16 protein-coding genes are annotated in these 17,009 nt (G+C 43.6%); 6 read left to right on the plus strand and 10 right to left on the minus strand.

The genetic code is table 11. The annotated features are described in order from the left end of the window. Window positions 1–11 precede the first annotated feature (11 nt). Window positions 12–1,127, plus strand: coding sequence for a DUF1972 domain-containing protein (locus tag K1X61_15605; protein MBX7110075.1), 1,116 nt, complete (start codon window positions 12–14; stop codon window positions 1,125–1,127). Between the two features lie 272 nt (window positions 1,128–1,399). Further along, the gene (locus K1X61_15610) at window positions 1,400–3,577 is read left to right on the plus strand and encodes a sulfatase-like hydrolase/transferase (GenBank protein ID MBX7110076.1); all 2,178 of its coding nucleotides are present in this window, start codon (window positions 1,400–1,402) and stop codon (window positions 3,575–3,577) included. A 69-nt stretch (window positions 3,578–3,646) separates the two neighbouring features. Here the strand turns inward: K1X61_15610 and K1X61_15615 are convergent, their stop codons facing one another. Beyond that, complete coding sequence (locus tag K1X61_15615) at window positions 3,647–4,198, minus strand: NUDIX hydrolase (protein MBX7110077.1); 552 nt, start codon at window positions 4,196–4,198, stop codon at window positions 3,647–3,649. Window positions 4,199–4,289: 91 nt separating this feature from the next. Then, entirely contained in the window at window positions 4,290–4,994 is a 705-nt protein-coding gene (locus K1X61_15620) for an NAD-dependent deacylase (protein MBX7110078.1), read from the minus strand. Window positions 4,995–5,190: 196 nt separating this feature from the next. Between K1X61_15620 and K1X61_15625 the strand changes: the two genes are divergently transcribed. Continuing rightward, on the plus strand, window positions 5,191–5,799 hold the full coding sequence (locus K1X61_15625) for a hypothetical protein (protein MBX7110079.1): 609 nt from the start codon (window positions 5,191–5,193) through the stop codon (window positions 5,797–5,799). Between the two features lie 24 nt (window positions 5,800–5,823). On the opposite strand, the gene K1X61_15630 is transcribed toward K1X61_15625, so the two are convergent. The 4 genes from K1X61_15630 to K1X61_15645 form a co-directional block, all read right to left on the minus strand. Next, window positions 5,824–7,290, minus strand: a complete 1,467-nt coding sequence (locus K1X61_15630) for a YncE family protein (GenBank protein MBX7110080.1) — start codon at window positions 7,288–7,290, stop codon at window positions 5,824–5,826. A 180-nt stretch (window positions 7,291–7,470) separates the two neighbouring features. Beyond that, window positions 7,471–7,911 (minus strand): retroviral-like aspartic protease family protein, encoded by a 441-nt coding sequence (locus K1X61_15635; protein MBX7110081.1) that lies wholly within the window; start codon window positions 7,909–7,911, stop codon window positions 7,471–7,473. Between the two features lie 142 nt (window positions 7,912–8,053). Then, window positions 8,054–8,992, minus strand: coding sequence for a malate dehydrogenase (mdh, locus tag K1X61_15640; protein ID MBX7110082.1), 939 nt, complete (start codon window positions 8,990–8,992; stop codon window positions 8,054–8,056). Window positions 8,993–9,081: 89 nt separating this feature from the next. Then, window positions 9,082–9,282 (minus strand): hypothetical protein, encoded by a 201-nt coding sequence (locus K1X61_15645; GenBank protein MBX7110083.1) that lies wholly within the window; start codon window positions 9,280–9,282, stop codon window positions 9,082–9,084. Here K1X61_15645 and K1X61_15650 point away from each other — a divergent pair. Further along, complete coding sequence (locus K1X61_15650) at window positions 9,281–10,699, plus strand: hypothetical protein (protein ID MBX7110084.1); 1,419 nt, start codon at window positions 9,281–9,283, stop codon at window positions 10,697–10,699. The genes K1X61_15645 and K1X61_15650 overlap by 2 nt on opposite strands. 16 nt (window positions 10,700–10,715) lie before the next feature. On the opposite strand, the gene rimK is transcribed toward K1X61_15650, so the two are convergent. Together rimK and K1X61_15660 are read right to left on the minus strand one after the other, a co-directional pair. Next, window positions 10,716–11,621 (minus strand): 30S ribosomal protein S6--L-glutamate ligase, encoded by a 906-nt coding sequence (gene rimK, locus K1X61_15655; GenBank protein ID MBX7110085.1) that lies wholly within the window; start codon window positions 11,619–11,621, stop codon window positions 10,716–10,718. Between the two features lie 105 nt (window positions 11,622–11,726). Continuing rightward, window positions 11,727–12,197 (minus strand): RimK/LysX family protein, encoded by a 471-nt coding sequence (locus K1X61_15660; GenBank protein MBX7110086.1) that lies wholly within the window; start codon window positions 12,195–12,197, stop codon window positions 11,727–11,729. Window positions 12,198–12,531: 334 nt separating this feature from the next. Between K1X61_15660 and mnmA the strand changes: the two genes are divergently transcribed. Both mnmA and K1X61_15670 read left to right on the plus strand, forming a co-directional pair. Next, entirely contained in the window at window positions 12,532–13,632 is a 1,101-nt protein-coding gene (mnmA, locus tag K1X61_15665) for a tRNA 2-thiouridine(34) synthase MnmA (GenBank protein MBX7110087.1), read from the plus strand. A gap of 119 nt (window positions 13,633–13,751) precedes the next feature. Further along, on the plus strand, window positions 13,752–14,360 hold the full coding sequence (locus K1X61_15670) for a hypothetical protein (GenBank protein ID MBX7110088.1): 609 nt from the start codon (window positions 13,752–13,754) through the stop codon (window positions 14,358–14,360). Window positions 14,361–14,486: 126 nt separating this feature from the next. Here K1X61_15670 and K1X61_15675 read toward each other — a convergent pair whose 3' ends face one another. Together K1X61_15675 and K1X61_15680 are read right to left on the minus strand one after the other, a co-directional pair. Beyond that, complete coding sequence (locus tag K1X61_15675; protein MBX7110089.1) at window positions 14,487–14,819, minus strand: antibiotic biosynthesis monooxygenase; 333 nt, start codon at window positions 14,817–14,819, stop codon at window positions 14,487–14,489. An 87-nt stretch (window positions 14,820–14,906) separates the two neighbouring features. Further along, on the minus strand, window positions 14,907–17,006 hold the full coding sequence (locus tag K1X61_15680) for an aryl-sulfate sulfotransferase (GenBank protein MBX7110090.1): 2,100 nt from the start codon (window positions 17,004–17,006) through the stop codon (window positions 14,907–14,909). Window positions 17,007–17,009 lie beyond the last annotated feature (3 nt).

Below are 17,009 nucleotides of genomic sequence, written 5' to 3' on the forward strand. Positions count from 1 at the left end.
ATCAGCAGAATATGAAAATAGCGATACTCGGCACAAGGGGAATCCCTTCCGGTTACAGTGGTTACGAAGCATTTGCCGAAGAACTTGGTGTACGCCTCGTACAACGTGGTCACGAGGTAACCGTTTATGCGCACAAAAATATGTTTACCGAATTTCAGCCTTCCTACAGGGGTATTAAGCTGAAATATATTCCTTCCATGAAAGGAAAGAATACTTCGCAGTTTTCGCATTCTTTTCTGTCCACCTGGAAGGTGATCTTTAGCAGTACGGATGTGGTATTGTTTTGCAATGCGGCAAATGGACCATTTGGGTTTCTTTTAAGCCTTTTTGGTAAACGGAATTGTATCAATGTAGATGGCCTCGAGTGGATGCGCCCTAAGTGGAGCAATGCAGGCAAGAAATATTTTTACTTCGGTGCATGGTGTGCCACTAAGTTTTTCAATGTGGTTATTACCGATGCCAAAGGCATGCAGGACTATTATAAAAAGGAGTTCAATTGTGATTCTACTGATATTGCTTACGGGGCTGATCTCAAGTACGCGGAAAACCCGGATGCAATACGCAAACTGGGACTCGAACCATTCAACTATTACCTGATTGCATCACGGCTGGTGCCCGATAACAATGCGGATATCATCGTCAAGGCATTCATGCAATCCAATTCCAAAAGAGTACTGGCTATTGCAGGCGGAACCGTGTATAAGAATCCGTTTGAAGAAGAATTGCGTGCCATAGCGGATCCGGCGAGGGTGAAATTTCTCGGCCATATCAACGACAGTAACCTCATCAAAGAATTACACGCCAATGCTTACGCCTATACGCATGGCCATGAATTCGGTGGTACCAATCCCGCCTTGCTGAAAGGACTTGCCTACGGCAACTGTGTTATTGCTTTAGACACCGTTTTTAACCGCGAAGTACTGAAGGATGGTGAATACGGCATCCTGTACAAAAAGGATGTGAATGACCTGGCGGAAAAGATTAACCAAATTGATGGCGATGAATCGTTGGCACAATCTTACAGGGACAAATCACGCAACCGGATCACCGAGCGATACACCTGGGAACACATCACTGATCAGTACCTGGAAGTTTTTGAAAATTTGCTGAAGAAAAGAGGCAGGTAATCCATCTGCATTTTATATGCTGAATTCCGGCATGACAAGCACTGCTACGCTTATCGTCACAATAAATCTACGTGTTTCATAATTCTCCCGGCAGCTGATTAGCGGCTATCGCTGATTGTGCTCTTCCCATCAGGGCCGGATTAGGTTATCCATTATCAGATAAACATTATGCAGACGCGCTTCAATCAAATATGCATCTTTTAATATTCAACATGTTGTAGCATTAATGTGAATTGTTCCATAACAATATCATAGCTTAGCAAAAAAAAATCATGGTTCGTTTTTTTACTTTCTGCATTGTTATACTTTTTGCAGGCTTTCAACTGATTGCACAAAACTGCCAGACAAATCCACCAACAGGATTAAAGCTGAGTGAATTTACTTCCTGCAGCATTAAAATGACATGGAAGTCATCAGTGCCGGGAGCCAAATTCCAGGTACGGTATAAACCCGCTTCCGCCACACAATGGTCGAACTGGATAAAAACGAATAAGGATACGTTCTACACTTTTACCAATCTCGCAGCCGGTAAAAAATATGATTTCAATGTTCAGTCAAAATGTACCGATGGTTCCCAAAGCAGTGCCGTGAGCAAGTCAGGCAAAACACTGACCTGTACATTGCCAGATGAAGTGGTTATCACCGCCGCAAGCAGCACTACGGTGAAGATCACCATACAGACCAGTTGCCCGTTTAACAATTTCAGCGTAAGATACACGAACACAGCAGGCGTTTCCACCATTCAATCCTTTCTGCCTGCGCCATCTTATACGGTTACAGGATTATTACCTGACTCCACTTACCAGTTTGAAGTGACCACCTGTAAACTGAATCAGAATAACTGGACATCGCCGCAGGCAGTGCAGCTACCGAAATTGCCGAATATCGTATTCATACTGATTGATGATGCACGCTCTGACTATTTCAGTTGTTGCGGAGCATTTCCTTTTTTCCAGACACCCAATATCGATCGTATCGCCAATGAAGGGGTGAATTTTACCAGGAGTTATGTGGTAACATCCATGTGTGCGCCGAGCAGGGCATCTATTGCCACCGGTTTGTTTACATTGAAGACCGGCGTATTTGAAAATGGCACCTCACTGGATACATCCAAAACTACCTTTCCGCAGGTGCTGCATGACAATGGTTACTACACTGCATTGATCGGTAAAAATCATAATACATTTCTGCAGGATGGCAAAGATGAATTTGACTATTCGCTTGAATCTCACGATGAAAATCAGGGTCAGATTAACTTCTTATATAACGGGGTGATCAAAATCATTAATAAACCAAATGTGGAAACCCTCACAGATTCAGCTATAGCCATTATCAAAAGGGTAGATGACCCGTTGATGCTCTGGCTGGCATACAGGACGCCTCACTATCCCAATGATCCGCTGGCTGCTTATGAAGGAAATATGGCGAATGTGACTCTTCCATGGAAACCTGATACGGCAAAGTATACGGTGAATTATCCTTCTTTCTTATACGATGGCAATAACGAAGACCTTCTGCATGGTGAAGCAATGGATTCAACATATCGCAGGCTGCTGGAAGTGGTGGAAGGATTGGATAGCTGCGTAGGAATTGTCTACGATGCTCTTGAAAACTCAGGCAAGCTCGATAATACACTGTTGATATTCATGTCAGACAATGGGTTTACTTTAGGCAGCCACTGGCTGAATGGTAAATCAGTAGCCTATGAGCCTTCTATGAAAGTTCCCTTGCTGATCCGTTACCCGGATTGGTTTACGGCAGGCACCGTAATTAATGACAGGATCGCTACCAACCTTGATATTGCTCCAACAGTTTACCAGTTAACTGGTATCAACTATACGCAACCACTGGATGGAGGTTCTTTAAAGGACCTCTATGATGGTACCTTTAACCGCTCAGCATTTTATTACCTGATGCTTAATGAAGGAAATGGGTCGCCTTCCAAACGCGCCATCCGCGACCTTCATTATAAATACATCCATTATACCTGCTTCACAGATACCGTAGAGGAATTTTTTGATATGGTTAATGATTCTCTCGAGCTGACCAATCTTGTCAACAACCATAATTATGATGCACTGGTGCAGACTTACCGCGAGAAATTCGACTCGATACGGCTGGCATTTGGTGATACTGATCCCGGGCCTGTGAAAAACTGCTACATATCACATCCCTTTGTATTGAAAGAAATGCTGGATGCTTCAGAAGATAAACAAACCACGCCGCTGATTTATCCTACTGTAACCAGGAATAACATAGAGGTATATATTCCCTGGAATCATGCCGATGCCGTCCTGTACAATAGTTACGGACAGGCGGTAGGCTCCTGGAAACTCGATGATCCTTTCAGCAAAATTTATTTTAACCCACTGCCGGCAGGCGTTTATTACCTGCGGCTAAACAACCTGGCAGCAACTTTTACGGGTGAGTTGATTATTACGGCTGAATAAATGGTGCATTGGCAATCCATAAAACAGTCAGCAATTGATCGCATGATGTAAGCTTGTTTCGGTTCAATTTCATACAAGGCCCGATGTTATCAGTTGCCTCGTTTTCAGTACTGCAATAATAGTAGGTGCATCCATCACCTCGTTATTCATAACCATCTGAAAAAGTGTTTCAAATGGAATCTTCCTGACTTCGAGGATTTCGGTTTCTTCAGGAGATGATGCCTGAAAACTCAGACCCTTTGCTATGTAAATGATTGCTTTTTCATCTGTTCCCGAATTGGAAAGGTGACAACTGGCAATCTGCATCCACTGCTGCGCTGCAATACCACATTCTTCGAGCAACTCACGCTTTGCCGATACCAGTGGATCTGTATCCAGTGGTCCGCCTCCTTCCGGAATTTCCCAACTGTATTCTTCTACCGGAAAACGGTATTGCCCGACAACCCATGTGTTGTATGCTTCATCCAGAGGCAATACACATATAGCCAGGTTTTTAAAATGCACTACACTGTAAATACCGGGATTGCCCGCCGGGTTCGTGACCTGGTGCTCCACTACATTCACCCATGGATTATCGTAGTGCTCTTTGGTGGAAAGTATTTTCCAGGGATTCTCATGCATTGGCGTAAATTTTATGGATGAAGGAGAATAAAAAAATTTGTGTGAAGATAGCCGGCATCAACAGTGATTTGCTATTGCACAGGCAAACAATTTATACTGCATCGTGCTGGTAGTCATCAATGATTCTTTTAACGAGTGCCGGTACACCTGTACTGGCTTTTGCTGCAATGACTTCAAGGTTTTTCAATCGCGGCAGTTCATGAAAATCAGGATCAACAAGGAATTTGAGAGAATGCCGGGGAGCATAGTGTATGAGACCGGCTGCCGGGTAAACCTGCAAGGAGGTACCGATCACCAGGAAAATATCTGCATCTGCACAGGCAGCAGCAGCAGTATCCATCATTGGTACGGCTTCATGAAACCAGACAACATGCGGCCGCAGTTGCGAACCGAGTTCGCAATGGTCACCAATTTGTATATCGCCGGTGCAGTCATACAACAGGCTCTCATCCAGCGAACTTCTCGATTTCATGATTTCTCCATGCAGGTGAATGATATTTTTTGACCCAGCGCGTTCATGTAAATCATCAATATTCTGTGTAATGATCGTCACGTTAAAATGAGCTTCAAGGCTAACAAGTGCCCGGTGCGCAGCATTCGGCAATGCCTGTCTAACATCTTTTCTCCGTTCATTGTAAAACCTTAACACCATTGCCTGATCTTTCGCCCATGCGGAAGGTGTTGCAACATCTTCAATGCGGTGATTTTCCCATAGTCCGTCACCGCCACGAAAAGTCCTCAGACCGCTTTCGATACTAATGCCCGCACCGGTGAGCACTATGATCTTTTTAATCATCGGTTGCATACTTCATTTCTTTACAATCTGTGCAAAAGTAAGCCGGTACTGCACAAGAAAAAGAACTTGTTTAGGTTAACTTTGTCCGTATCGGAAACAAGTAGAAGCTATCTCAAAATACCTGGAGTCATTCTTTCCCGAAAGATCGGGATCAGGATCTCTTCAATTCATTGACAGATGCAGAAATAAATTCGGCATGGCCGCATTGATTGCCTGTTTTGAGATAGCTTCTAAAATTACGTTTGATATGAAGTCAGCATTATACCGTCAGAAAGTATTTGTCTTTGCCGGGATTATTATCTTGGTTTGTAGTGTTGCAGCATGGGCGCAAAATCCTGTATTACCGCCAACAACGTCAGCTCGACCACATACACCGCCTGTTTTTCTCCTGAATCTAACACCTTTGGACGGTGGTAAACCATTTACTGTATTTCGAAATACTAAAGTGCACGCAACTTTGGTAAACGGTGTCATTATTTCCGGCAAAGTCAAGGCAATCACAAGAGATTCTATCTATGTGAACAGCAGCTTTTATGCGCTGAGTGATATTACAGAGTTCCGGTTCAATCCTGGTACTGCACTCGGTGCCGCTGCTGCTATTGGCGCTTGTGTTGGTATTGCCACAATTGCAATTACAGCCGGAGGTGGAAAGGATGGTGAGCGCTCAGACGGTGAAGAGATCGCACTCTGGAGCGGTGTAGGCATTACCGTGGTAAGTGCAGCTTTACTTATACCAAATTATTTTATCAAGAAAAGATTTCCACGCACGAAATATGACTTCCGCACCATTCAGATAGGTGGATAATACATGCTCCGTGACAACTGCATGTTAATGGGTTTTAGCGGCAACGGAGTAGGGGTCAACACTGATTTCCGGCCTCACGTCAGGTAAAAACTCAAGTGTTTCCAGGTTAATAAATTTCATAAATCCGTTTCTTCCGCCACATTCCGAAACATGATGAGGAGCAGGCCCTCCCGGGTTGACATTCCTGTTCGCCACCATAACAATTTTTTCTTCATCATCCACCGCTATGCCATGTGGCTCAAACAATCCTGACTGCAGTGATTTGATGACCGTTAAATTCTCATAATTGATAACATAAATCGAACCTTTGCATACCGGTTCGCTGCAGGGATCTTCCATGCAGGTAACAAACAAGTATGGTTCTGTTTTTGACATCACCATTTCTACCGGATAACGGCCAACAGGCAGTACGGTAATTAATGTATCAGTTTTTGTATCCATTACCCGTACTTCATTGGAAGCCTGGCAGGTAACAAAGTATTTTGATTCATCAGGCGACAGCAGTACTTCATGCGGATCAATTGTGCCTTGCAGCGTGTTGGGCTGCTGTCCGGGTTTTAATACCACTTTGTCAATCTGTGGAAAGGAGGGATTCGTGATATCTATTTTGTAAATGAAATTGCCATACTGTGCCGTCACATATAAAGTAGTGAAGTCACTGTTGAGCCAACTTCCGTGTGGACTTTCAAATAACCCGTTTCCCTGGTAATACTGTACTAATTTCATCTCATCAAGGTTAATATATGCAATCTTTCCTTCATCAGAAAAATCAACGGCAAATGCTTTTTTGCCATCACTTGATATCGCCATGGTATTCCAGCTTCCGGGGCCGATAGAGATTTGCCCGACAATTGAATCACCGGCCGTGCTTAGTTTCTGAATGATCGTACCGGCGACAAAGCAGGCATACAGATACTGGCCATCCGGCGAAATTTTCAGCTGATGAGGCACTTCAATCCCGGATAAAATGCCTACGTCAATATACCGCATGGCAAGCAATGTCTTCGTATCAAATACGGTTAGCAGATCGCATCCTTCATTGGAGACATAAAATTTCTTTCTGTCAGGATCTCCTGAAAATGCAATAGTACCATTCGCATCAGGCGCACCGGACAATATCCAGTTATAAAGCGTGTAATAGTCATCGTCAGACAGTGGTGCAGCATTGACGGGCATGGTTGGCGTGAGGGCAATACCACGACTGGTATCGGTATTCACAAAATACATAAGCCAGCTTTGATCGGGACGGTAGGGGATGACTACTGATCCGCTGCTGCCTCCTTCAAACAACTGATTCCAGGTTTCCAGTGATAAACCGCCAGCAGCAGCTTTTGAATTTTGATTGTGGCAGCCGCTGATAGCGCATTGCGTATTGATTATTTTGCCGACTTGCTCCGGATAGTTTGACAGATTAGCCTGAGCGGATTTATCTTTCCGGCAACTCTGCAGCACCAGGAGCACCATGCATGCTGCAATAAGATATTTAGCCATCTTTCGCCATATATTTTTTCAGAAAACTAAATTACAAAATATTATAACCATACTCAAATGTATGTTTATTGGGAAGACCAATCCGCTTCTGCAACACCGATGTTATGAATAGCCGAAATAATCAGTCGTGCGTGTGCAACAAAGGAAGTCTGCGTATGATAAATTTTCACCGGCAATGGATTATCGTGATTCTTTACGGATCCGGAGTTCCATTTTGCGCAGGTTGATTACGACGCCGTAGTCAACAAGAACATCACAGCCCAAAACACCATCAATGCCGGGAAGCTGAATAAGTGAATATGTTTCATTAACGTGTTGCAGATCAAGCACAGCTACCTTATATTTTTTCAGTTTTAATTTGCCAACGCTTAAGGTGTCGATTTCTGTAAATTCACTTTGTATTGTATTAGAACCTACCCCGGTGGTAAGCTGTTCATTGATTTCCAGTTTGAGCGCCGGCAGTTTCTCGCTGATGAATTTTTTATCGAGCACCGTCTTGGAAGCGCCGGTGTCAATTAATAACCGGATAGAATGAGTCCCTGCCTTTCCTTCCACAAAAAGATGAAATCCTTCTTCCTGTAAACTGACTGCCTTGAGTGGTATTGTTATTTTTTTTGACATACCGTAATATTCAACTAATGGATTAGTACTGCTGTTGCAGTCGTACCGGTGCTAAGATAGCGCAGGAAAAATGAAGAGCGCAGTATGGGGAAATTACTGCGCTCTCATAATGATGCTTGTAAAGCCAATGAATGACGTTGAATCAGGCTATCAGTTTCATCTTATCAAGAACATCCATTACCTCTTTCACCGAAGCAGCAGATGCATTTAACAATGCCATTTCCGCAGCATCCAGGTTGAGGGTAATAATTTCTTCAATGCCTTTTTTTCCAAGTTTCACCGGCACACCGAGGTAAATATCCTTAAGGCCATATTCACCCTGCAGCCATGCGCAACAGGGATAGATGCGTTTCTCATCTTTCACAATTGCCTCAACCATCTGCGCGGCTGCTGCCCCGGGAGCATACCATGCACTTGTACCCATCAGGTTCACCAGTTCTCCGCCGCCTTTCTTTGTCCGCTCAATGATCGGTGCAAGTTTATCTGCAGTAATAAGATCAGTGACAGGAATGCCCGATACAGTAGTATAGCGTGGCAGCGGAACCATGGTGTCACCATGTCCGCCCATTAATACCGCCTGTATATCCTTAGGAGAACAATTAAGCGCTTCTGCCAGGAAAGCTTTATAGCGTGCGGTATCGAGAATACCTGCCATCCCGAAAACACGGCCCGGTTCAACCTTTGCCGTGAGGTAGGCACAATAGGTCATCACATCGAGAGGATTCGATACGATGATAAGTATAGTGTCGGGTGAATATTGCATTATTTGCTCCGTCACAGATTTAACGATACCGGCATTGGTGGAGATAAGATCATCGCGGCTCATTCCGGGCTTTCTCGGTAAGCCTGAAGTTATCACCACCACATCGGAATGCTTAGTGGCGGAATAATCGCTGGTTACACCCTTTACACGTGTATTGAACATGTTAATGGGTGAAGTTTGCCAGATATCGAGCGATTTTCCTTCTGCGATACCGGGCTTAATGTCAACTAATACAACTTCGTGTACATAGTCATTGCGTGCAATCACATCAGCGCAGGTTGCACCTACATTGCCGGCACCTACAACGGTAACTTTCATTTGAATGGAGATTTAGCGTTAAAAAAATGTGCGCTAAATTAGAAAACAAAATCAAGGGAAATAGGTAAGCGGGTGATTTTTCTCTGAAGTCATAGCCGGCGTGGGGGCGTCAAAAGGACATTTTTCAGGCGAATGAATCTTTTAGTTCTGGCTATTCCCATTGTTTTTTCTCCGGCTGAATCTTGCCACGCAACAACTTTCTCTTCAATAATATCTGGCAAACAGTTTTCCGATGATATTACATGATTTTCTACCTTTGCTTTCAGTTCGGATACCAAATTTTTTTCCATGAAATTTTCATTATCATCCCTATTGCTGTTGCTTGCTCTTGTATCAGCCAGGGCTCAGCAACCCTGCGGCACTTCACTGACTGAAGATATGAGATCGCGGCTCATTGCGTACAACCTGTATAAACAACAATATGCAGTTTCGCAAACGGAACGGGTAGCACGATTTGTTCCTGTTCAGTTTCATATTGTTGGAAAAAGTAACGGATCCGGCCATTACAGGCTGGCATATATCTGGCCTTTGCTCTGCGAATTAAATGAGAAATACGCTTATGCCGGTATCTATTTTTATGTATATAACGACATCCATTATATCGATAACGACGACTACTATGTTCATGATTTCAATTCAGGAGATCAGATGATGAATCAGAATAATGTTGATGGCGTGGCTAACGTCTATATTGTTGACGATCCGGCCGGATATTGTGGATACTACACCTATGGTCCTGATGCGGTTACCGTTGCCAAGTCTTGCAATGCTCCGGGAAGCACAACGCTGGCGCATGAACTGGGCCATTATTTTTCCTTGCCACATCCTTTTGACATCGTAGGTACGCAGGAAGAATTTGTGAATGGCAGTAATTGCAGTTATGCAGGTGATCTTTTTTGTGATACAAGAGCCGACTTCCTGGATTACCGTTGGAATTGTCCGTATACTGGTTCCGATACAGATGCAAATGGTGATGAGTATGATCCGGATGAAACATTGTTTATGAGCTATTCTTATGATAATTGCCAGACCCGATTCAGCAATGAACAAATAGCTGCGATGAATTATAATCTCACAAATGAACGTGCTTACCTGCTAAACCATCCGGCACCTGATATTTCACCGATAACCGGTGTGGTGCAGCTGACTTATCCTATTGATTCCGTAAATGATGTGCCACATGATTTTGTTGAATTCAAATGGGAACCTGTAGCCGGTGCCGACTACTATCACCTGGAAGTAACAAGAGCCCCAACGTTTGGCTCTGAACCAACTGAAACGGATCTCATCGTGCATGGCACGGCATTCACAACTGGCCTCGAACCAAACAAGAAATACAACTGGCGCGTGATTCCCTTAAAAGATGGATATACCTGTACTGAATGGTCTCCTAAAGAAACATTCTTCACCATCTTGGGTACAGGTGTAAATACAGTTGATCCCATTTACACCGGCCTCCACGTATTCCCCGGATTAGTAACTTCCGGCAAAACAGTTTCCATCTCCTTCAATGCATTAAAATCAGGCAATGCTGAATATTATCTGATCTCTTCTCAAGGTATTATTTGTAAGAGAACTGCAGTAAACTGCATTGCGGGGGAGAATAACTGGAAAATGCCAACTGATGGATTGTCTCCCGGCATTTACCTTATCATAGTTGCCGAAGACGGCAAAATCTACCGTGAGAAGATTGTTATTTCGAATTGAGCTAGTGCTGCGTTCTTCAGATTCCTATTTTATCCTCCACTTCTTTTCTTTTTGCATGAAGTGAAACGAATTCAATAATCTTTCCCGCAATATTTACACCGGTGGCCTGTTCGATTCCCTTCAGGCCGGGAGAAGAATTTACTTCAAGTATCAATGGGCCACGTGCCGAACGCAGTAAGTCAACACCTGCAATCTTAAGACCCAAAACTTCGGCTGCCTGAATGGCCGATTGTTCTTCATCGGCAGACAATTGCACAACCGTACCGGAACCTCCGCGATGTAGATTTGACCGGAATTCACCGGCACGTCCCTGCCGCTGCATTGCACCTACTACCTGCCCATCAATTACAAAAGCCCTTATATCAACACCATCTGCTTCTTTGATAAATTCCTGTACCAGGATGTAGATGTCCTGCCCGAGAAAGGCTTCAATGATTGACCTGGCACCACGGTCAGTTTCTGCCAATACCACGCCGATGCCTTGCGTACCTTCCAGTAATTTTATGACCAGGGGCGTTCCGCCCACCATCTTAATCAGGTCATCCACGTTCCTCGGATTGTCGGCAAATACGGTTTTGGGTATGCCAATGCCTGCACGGGAGAGCAACTGCAGACTCCGGAGTTTGTCCCTCGATCTTACAATAGCTTGTGATTCATTGGCCGAGAAAATACGCATCATCTCAAATTGCCGCACAATAGCAGTTCCGTAGAATGTTACGGAAGCACCAATTCTGGGTACTACAGCATCAATGTTTACTACTTCTTTCCCGCCAAAATGAATGGATGGCTTTGCTTTCTCTATAGACACATAACATTTGGTATGATCCAGCAATACCGGTTCATGCCCTGTTGCAAGAGTGGCTTCCAGCAGGCGTTTGGTAGAATACAATTTGGCATCTCTTGAAAGAATCGCGATTCTCATAGCTAATTCAATTCCGGTATAATTTGAAAAATGATTTTATCAGCTGCCATTGCTGATTTCATGCATCGCCACCACCGGATTTGTTTAATTTTTTGTATCCCCATACTATTTGTTTTTTGATGATTGTTTGTTCATCTTCAGCGTTTTCATCTTTTCCTGGTAAGATAAATTTCGTTTTGTGACATCTATTACAAAGCGGTCCCGTAATACTTTCCTGCCTATTAATACAGGATATTTCATGGATGAGCGATCTGTCAGTGCCAGTTCAATTACATACTTTTTACCAAACAGGCAGATGGATGTTTTAACAAGATAGCGGTATTCGACCTGCCCAAAAGAATTTTTAACCTGCTTGCTTTCGTAAACTTTACATTGCTGTGTCACTGATTTCTCACCGGCTGATAGTGTAAAGCGCACTGCATGCGCTCCATTCTGATAGTAGGCATGAATGTTTTCACAATGAATGGAAGAAGTATATGCACCACTATCTATTTTGGCATCAATATCAAAAATGCCCCATTCAGGCAAATCAATTTTATCGGTTCTCCCAATAGTCAGTTTAGGCCTGTTTTTCATCTTGTAAAGATTGTAAAATTTGTTTTTTTGCTGACAGATCTAAAAGTGCCTTCTTTTCAATCATTCAAACATTTAAATGAAAGACTTTCACAGGCATTAAACGGGTGGTTACGGGCTGCTTTATTCTTTCCAGATCACCAATTAACTGCTACGCATGATTGCTTGAATTATTTTGCTATTTCCGGTATTCAGTCTTGCTATGAATCGCGGAATTTCTTGCCTATCGTTTTAAGCTTTTGAGAAGAATATCCGGTTTAATTCACCATGATTTTTTCAGTGTTCCCAGTAGTAGTATCTTTGGCCGCCTGGTGAGCAGCGGTAACAATCTAAGAGTATGAGCAAGCACGGTAAAATTCTGGTGGCCATGAGTGGCGGTATCGACAGCACAGTAGCTGCCGTGATGCTGCATCAGGAAGGATATGAAGTGGTAGGCATCACCATGAAAACATGGGATTACACTTCCTCCGGCGGTTCTAAAAAGGAAACCGGCTGTTGTAACCTCGACTCCATAAATGATGCGCGGCAACTGGCTGTTGACCTTGGATTTGCCCATTATATTGTTGATATCAGGGAGGAATTCGGTGATGCAGTCATTGAGAATTTTGTGGAAGAGTACATTGCCGGGCGAACACCAAATCCATGTGTGCTGTGCAATACACATATTAAGTGGACCGCGCTGATAAAGCGGGCCAGGCAGATGGATTGCGAATTTATTGCCACCGGCCATTATGCGCAGCTACGCGAAGCAAATGGGCGCTATGTTGTCTCCAAAGGGGTTGACACCTGGAAAGATCAATCGTATGTATTATGGGGCCTTGCACAGGAAAACCTGGCCATCAGCCGCTTCCCGTTAGGTGGATTCCATAAAAAGGATATCCGAAAGATGTGCACGGAATGGGGATATACTGATCTGGCAAAGAAGAGTGAATCGTATGAAATCTGCTTTATACCCGATAATGATTACAGAAGCTTCCTAAAGAGAAGAGTGCCTGGCTTAGAGCAAAAGGTGCAAGGCGGAAAATTCGTTACTGTACAGGGTGAGGTGATTGGTACACATGAAGGTTATCCTTTTTATACCATCGGACAGCGTAAAGGCCTTGGCATTGCATTGGGCAAGCCTATGTTTGTTACAGACATCATTGCCGAGACGAATACCGTCGTATTAGGAGAGGAGGAAGCACTCCGCCGTAGTGGTATGATAGTAGGTGGCATTAACCTGCAGAAATATGCCTCTGTACCGGATGGGTTTCAAGCAATTGCAAAAGTGCGCTACAAAGATGCCGGCACACCTTGCAGGCTTTATAGCGCAAACGGAAAAATAAAGGTTGAATTTAACGTAGAGGTGAAAGGCATAGCACCGGGACAATCGGCAGTGTTTTATGAAGGTGATGATGTTATTGGTGGTGGTATCATTCATTCAAGCTTTCTATATTGAAGAAAAAGACCATGGTTGAAAAACGCAAGCGGTATCCTGTTTTAACTATCTTGCTATGCATCTCGGCTTGTTGCTTGGTCTTTGCCTATTCATCCTGCAAGAAATCTTCCATAGCGCCATTGCCGGTCGATCAAAGTTATTTCCCGCTGACGACAGGCAAGTACATAATCTATGAAGTGGATTCTATAGTAATCAGTAACTTTTTTGATACTACAGATACAACACATTTTGAATTAATGGAACAGGTTGATTCTCCTTACATGGATGCCGCCCATCAGCAGGCATACAGAATTATCCGCAGCAGAAGAAATTTACCGGCTGATCCTTGGATAATCACCGATATCTGGTCTGCCAAACTTACTGGTAATACAGCGGAAAAGGTGGAGGAGAATCTCCTTTTTGTGAAAATGAATTTCCCTGTACTGCTGAATAAAACATGGAAAGGCAACAGCAAGATTGACACCGATAGTCCATTAGTTTACCTGGCGGATTGGGACTATCAATATACGGATGTAAACATTTCACTCGAAGTGAATAACTCCACCTTTGATTCAGTGGTAACGGTTACGCAGCACAAGGATATCAATGCAATTCAAACAATTTTTTACCAGGAAAAATATGCGAAGAATATCGGGCTGATTTATAAAGAAGAACAGAATATTGAAACGCAGCCGGGTCAATATCCTGATGGCTATATTTTAATAATGAAAATTAAAGAGCACAATTAAAGTCACCTTCCGTATTTCTTCGCTGCATTGTCTTCCTCTGACCAGCAAAGCATTGCAAGAATCAAATTGAAGTGCCTTTATAATTTGGATTAAAAAACGGCAAGCTGTCTGAAAAAATGTTTTCCGTCAGCCACGCTGCATTTCCATTTCAAATCCATATTCTAATTCCACTTTACAAATCCGGACTTTATAGGCGGCATACCATGCAGACTTCCCCATATTTTGTGCATACAGATGCTCACTGTTTTGCTTCCAGGCTTTGATGGCTTGCAGGTTTTCCCAGTATGAAACAGTAATTCCGGTTGTTTCGCGGGCAGTCTCCATGCCTAGATAGCCGGGCTGCAGGGCCGCAAGCAATGCCATCTTCTCCGCCATAGCTTCATAGGCTGGATCATGTTCCGTTAATAGAGAGGTAAAAATTACAGCGAAATATGGCGGCAAAGGCGTAGCGGCAATCATGCGCGTCTCGGTTAAATTATAATGCAAATGGTAACACCAGCAATGTATGGATACATCAAAGATCCGAGCTGAAGCCGCCTCACAGTGTTATTCGATAATAATTTTCCTCGATTCATGCATTGAATTACCGATCACATCAACGAGGTAAAATCCTTTAGTCCACTTTGAAACATCAATGGATATTCCACTTTCATCGTCCCCGGCAATCGTCTGTTCATACATGAGTTGTCCAATCATATTGCTAATCCGGATAGTCGCTTTTTCCCTATTGCAGTCAAATGCAACATGCAATACATCGCTGGCAGGAACAGGATATACGCTGAGCGAAGGTAATGGCTCAACAGTTAACTCGCCCGCGTTTCTCTGCGGGGTAACAAATGTTTTTGTTTCCGAAATGGTTGAAGTCACCAATGGAGCTTTATGACAAATGGTCTTAATATTCCATTCATAAGTTGTTGCCGGCAGCAATCCCAATATTTTAATTTTTGGCGCTTTGATGTTCTTGGATATCCAGGCGGATGATCCGACCGGACGGTAATTGACCAGGTAGCTGATGGCACCTGTAGCAGGCTGCCAGCTTAAGATCATTTTATCCGGTTTCTTCGTTGCCTTCATAGTGAAAGCAGAAACACGGCTGCAGGGATTCCAGTCAAACTTAAAAGTCCTGTAACTCTTCTGGCCTGATTCGTCAAAAGTCATTTCCCAGACAATATTCTTATTCATGTCAACTTCCGTCATATTGGGTATCCCCTTATCAAACACAATGGTTCCCCAACTGATCATAGTGTTTCCGTTAGGCAAACGTTGCGCATTTCCCGAGGCACGTGCAAAAACCTTATTTCCGTTAACATCCGGATGTTCGTAAAACCAAATGAGCGTAGCCACTTTATTTACTTCATCCAGCTGATATTCTTTGGCACTGGAGATCTGGTTAGGCAGGTAGTTCCCGTTGTTCAGAATCGTGATATTGCCGTTAGCAATTCTTCTTACATCATGTTGCTGGCGAAAGTGCTCTGGAATATTATCATTCACAAAAGTAAACTGGTTGTTTTCTCCGCCCATTCGCCATATAATATCACCGGTTTGCCTGTTGATTTTTGTCACTTCATCCATGCTGCGGCTGGAAATGAGAAGATTTCCGTCAAAGTCTCTTTCCACGGCATTGCCGTGAACATAATCTACCTGGCTATTGGTGAGGGGCGTAAATTGATTGGCATCCGTTATCTGGAAATGATCCCAGCTTCTCCATTGAAAGATCACTTCTTTGCTGGCATCCAGTTCCTGCACGATTAAGCCCTTTACATCAGCCACCGGGCTCCCGCCATAGGCCGTCATATCTATTGTCTGATCATCATATGCAATAACCAGGCTGTGCCCGTCGGGGAAGATCTGGAAATCATGCCCGTTTGTTTCCACTTCATAACCATTACCGCACTGCACGGAATCGATCTCATTATAATTGGAATCGAGTATTTTCCAGAAAGAATTATTGTACTGAAAAAATGATAAGTAACCATTGTGATTGAGCTGAAAACCATGTCCACTGCTGACTTCATCACGGGCAAAAACCAGTGTTCCGTCATTTTCAATAATTGTCGGAAAGGAATTGGTATCGTCTGGATCATTTTCATTCTGATTGCAATAGAAAATCCTGCCGGGTGAGGCATTGTTATTTACATTGATAACAAAGGTGGGAAAGGAGTCAGGTGTTTCGAAAAATCCCTTTTCGGTGTTTATGGTTGGGTCGTAACCGAACGATTCAATAAAATTATCCAGCCGGCTTTGTTTGTAACGCTCTGCTTCCTCGGGTGATATGGCATTCCTGATGGAAAAGGTGAAAGAAGTGCCATTGATTTTTCCACCATCAGCACTTCTTAATACCGGATAAACCGTGACAGAAACAGTTTCGCCATATGCAAATTCCGGCACGGGATGAATAACTATCGTCTTTTGGTCATCTGATAGCCTGGCTTTCCAGGTATGCATGCCGGTAACTGATCCAGCAATAGTCAGTAATTGGTTATCACCGACAGTTGCAAGTTCGATTACTTTGCCGCTGTTGAGAATGATATTGGTTTGCGGGTTGTGATACTGTGATCCCGGCACAGGGCTGATAAAGCTGAATTGAGCTGTGCAGATGCCAATGGAGAAAAAGCATAATAGCAGAGTAGTAGCAATTCTGTTCATAAA

The sequence above is a fragment of the Chitinophagales bacterium genome, assembly GCA_019694975.1.
In the GTDB taxonomy this organism is placed as follows: domain Bacteria; phylum Bacteroidota; class Bacteroidia; order Chitinophagales; family UBA10324; genus JACCZZ01.

Excerpts from the sequence above, each read along its gene's own strand:
- K1X61_15605 (MBX7110075.1), top strand. The coding sequence starts at position 12 with ATGAAAATAGCGATACTCGGCACAAGGGGAATCCCTTCCGGTTACAGT.
- K1X61_15610 (MBX7110076.1), top strand. The coding sequence starts at position 1,400 with ATGGTTCGTTTTTTTACTTTCTGCATTGTTATACTTTTTGCAGGCTTT.
- K1X61_15615 (MBX7110077.1), bottom strand. The coding sequence starts at position 4,198 with ATGCATGAGAATCCCTGGAAAATACTTTCCACCAAAGAGCACTACGAT.
- K1X61_15620 (MBX7110078.1), bottom strand. The coding sequence starts at position 4,994 with ATGATTAAAAAGATCATAGTGCTCACCGGTGCGGGCATTAGTATCGAA.
- K1X61_15625 (MBX7110079.1), top strand. The coding sequence starts at position 5,191 with ATGGCCGCATTGATTGCCTGTTTTGAGATAGCTTCTAAAATTACGTTT.
- K1X61_15630 (MBX7110080.1), bottom strand. The coding sequence starts at position 7,290 with ATGGCTAAATATCTTATTGCAGCATGCATGGTGCTCCTGGTGCTGCAG.
- K1X61_15635 (MBX7110081.1), bottom strand. The coding sequence starts at position 7,911 with ATGTCAAAAAAAATAACAATACCACTCAAGGCAGTCAGTTTACAGGAA.
- mdh (MBX7110082.1), bottom strand. The coding sequence starts at position 8,992 with ATGAAAGTTACCGTTGTAGGTGCCGGCAATGTAGGTGCAACCTGCGCT.
- K1X61_15650 (MBX7110084.1), top strand. The coding sequence starts at position 9,281 with ATGAAATTTTCATTATCATCCCTATTGCTGTTGCTTGCTCTTGTATCA.
- K1X61_15645 (MBX7110083.1), bottom strand. The coding sequence starts at position 9,282 with ATGGAAAAAAATTTGGTATCCGAACTGAAAGCAAAGGTAGAAAATCAT.
- rimK (MBX7110085.1), bottom strand. The coding sequence starts at position 11,621 with ATGAGAATCGCGATTCTTTCAAGAGATGCCAAATTGTATTCTACCAAA.
- K1X61_15660 (MBX7110086.1), bottom strand. The coding sequence starts at position 12,197 with ATGAAAAACAGGCCTAAACTGACTATTGGGAGAACCGATAAAATTGAT.
- mnmA (MBX7110087.1), top strand. The coding sequence starts at position 12,532 with ATGAGCAAGCACGGTAAAATTCTGGTGGCCATGAGTGGCGGTATCGAC.
- K1X61_15675 (MBX7110089.1), bottom strand. The coding sequence starts at position 14,819 with ATGATTGCCGCTACGCCTTTGCCGCCATATTTCGCTGTAATTTTTACC.
- K1X61_15680 (MBX7110090.1), bottom strand. The coding sequence starts at position 17,006 with ATGAACAGAATTGCTACTACTCTGCTATTATGCTTTTTCTCCATTGGC.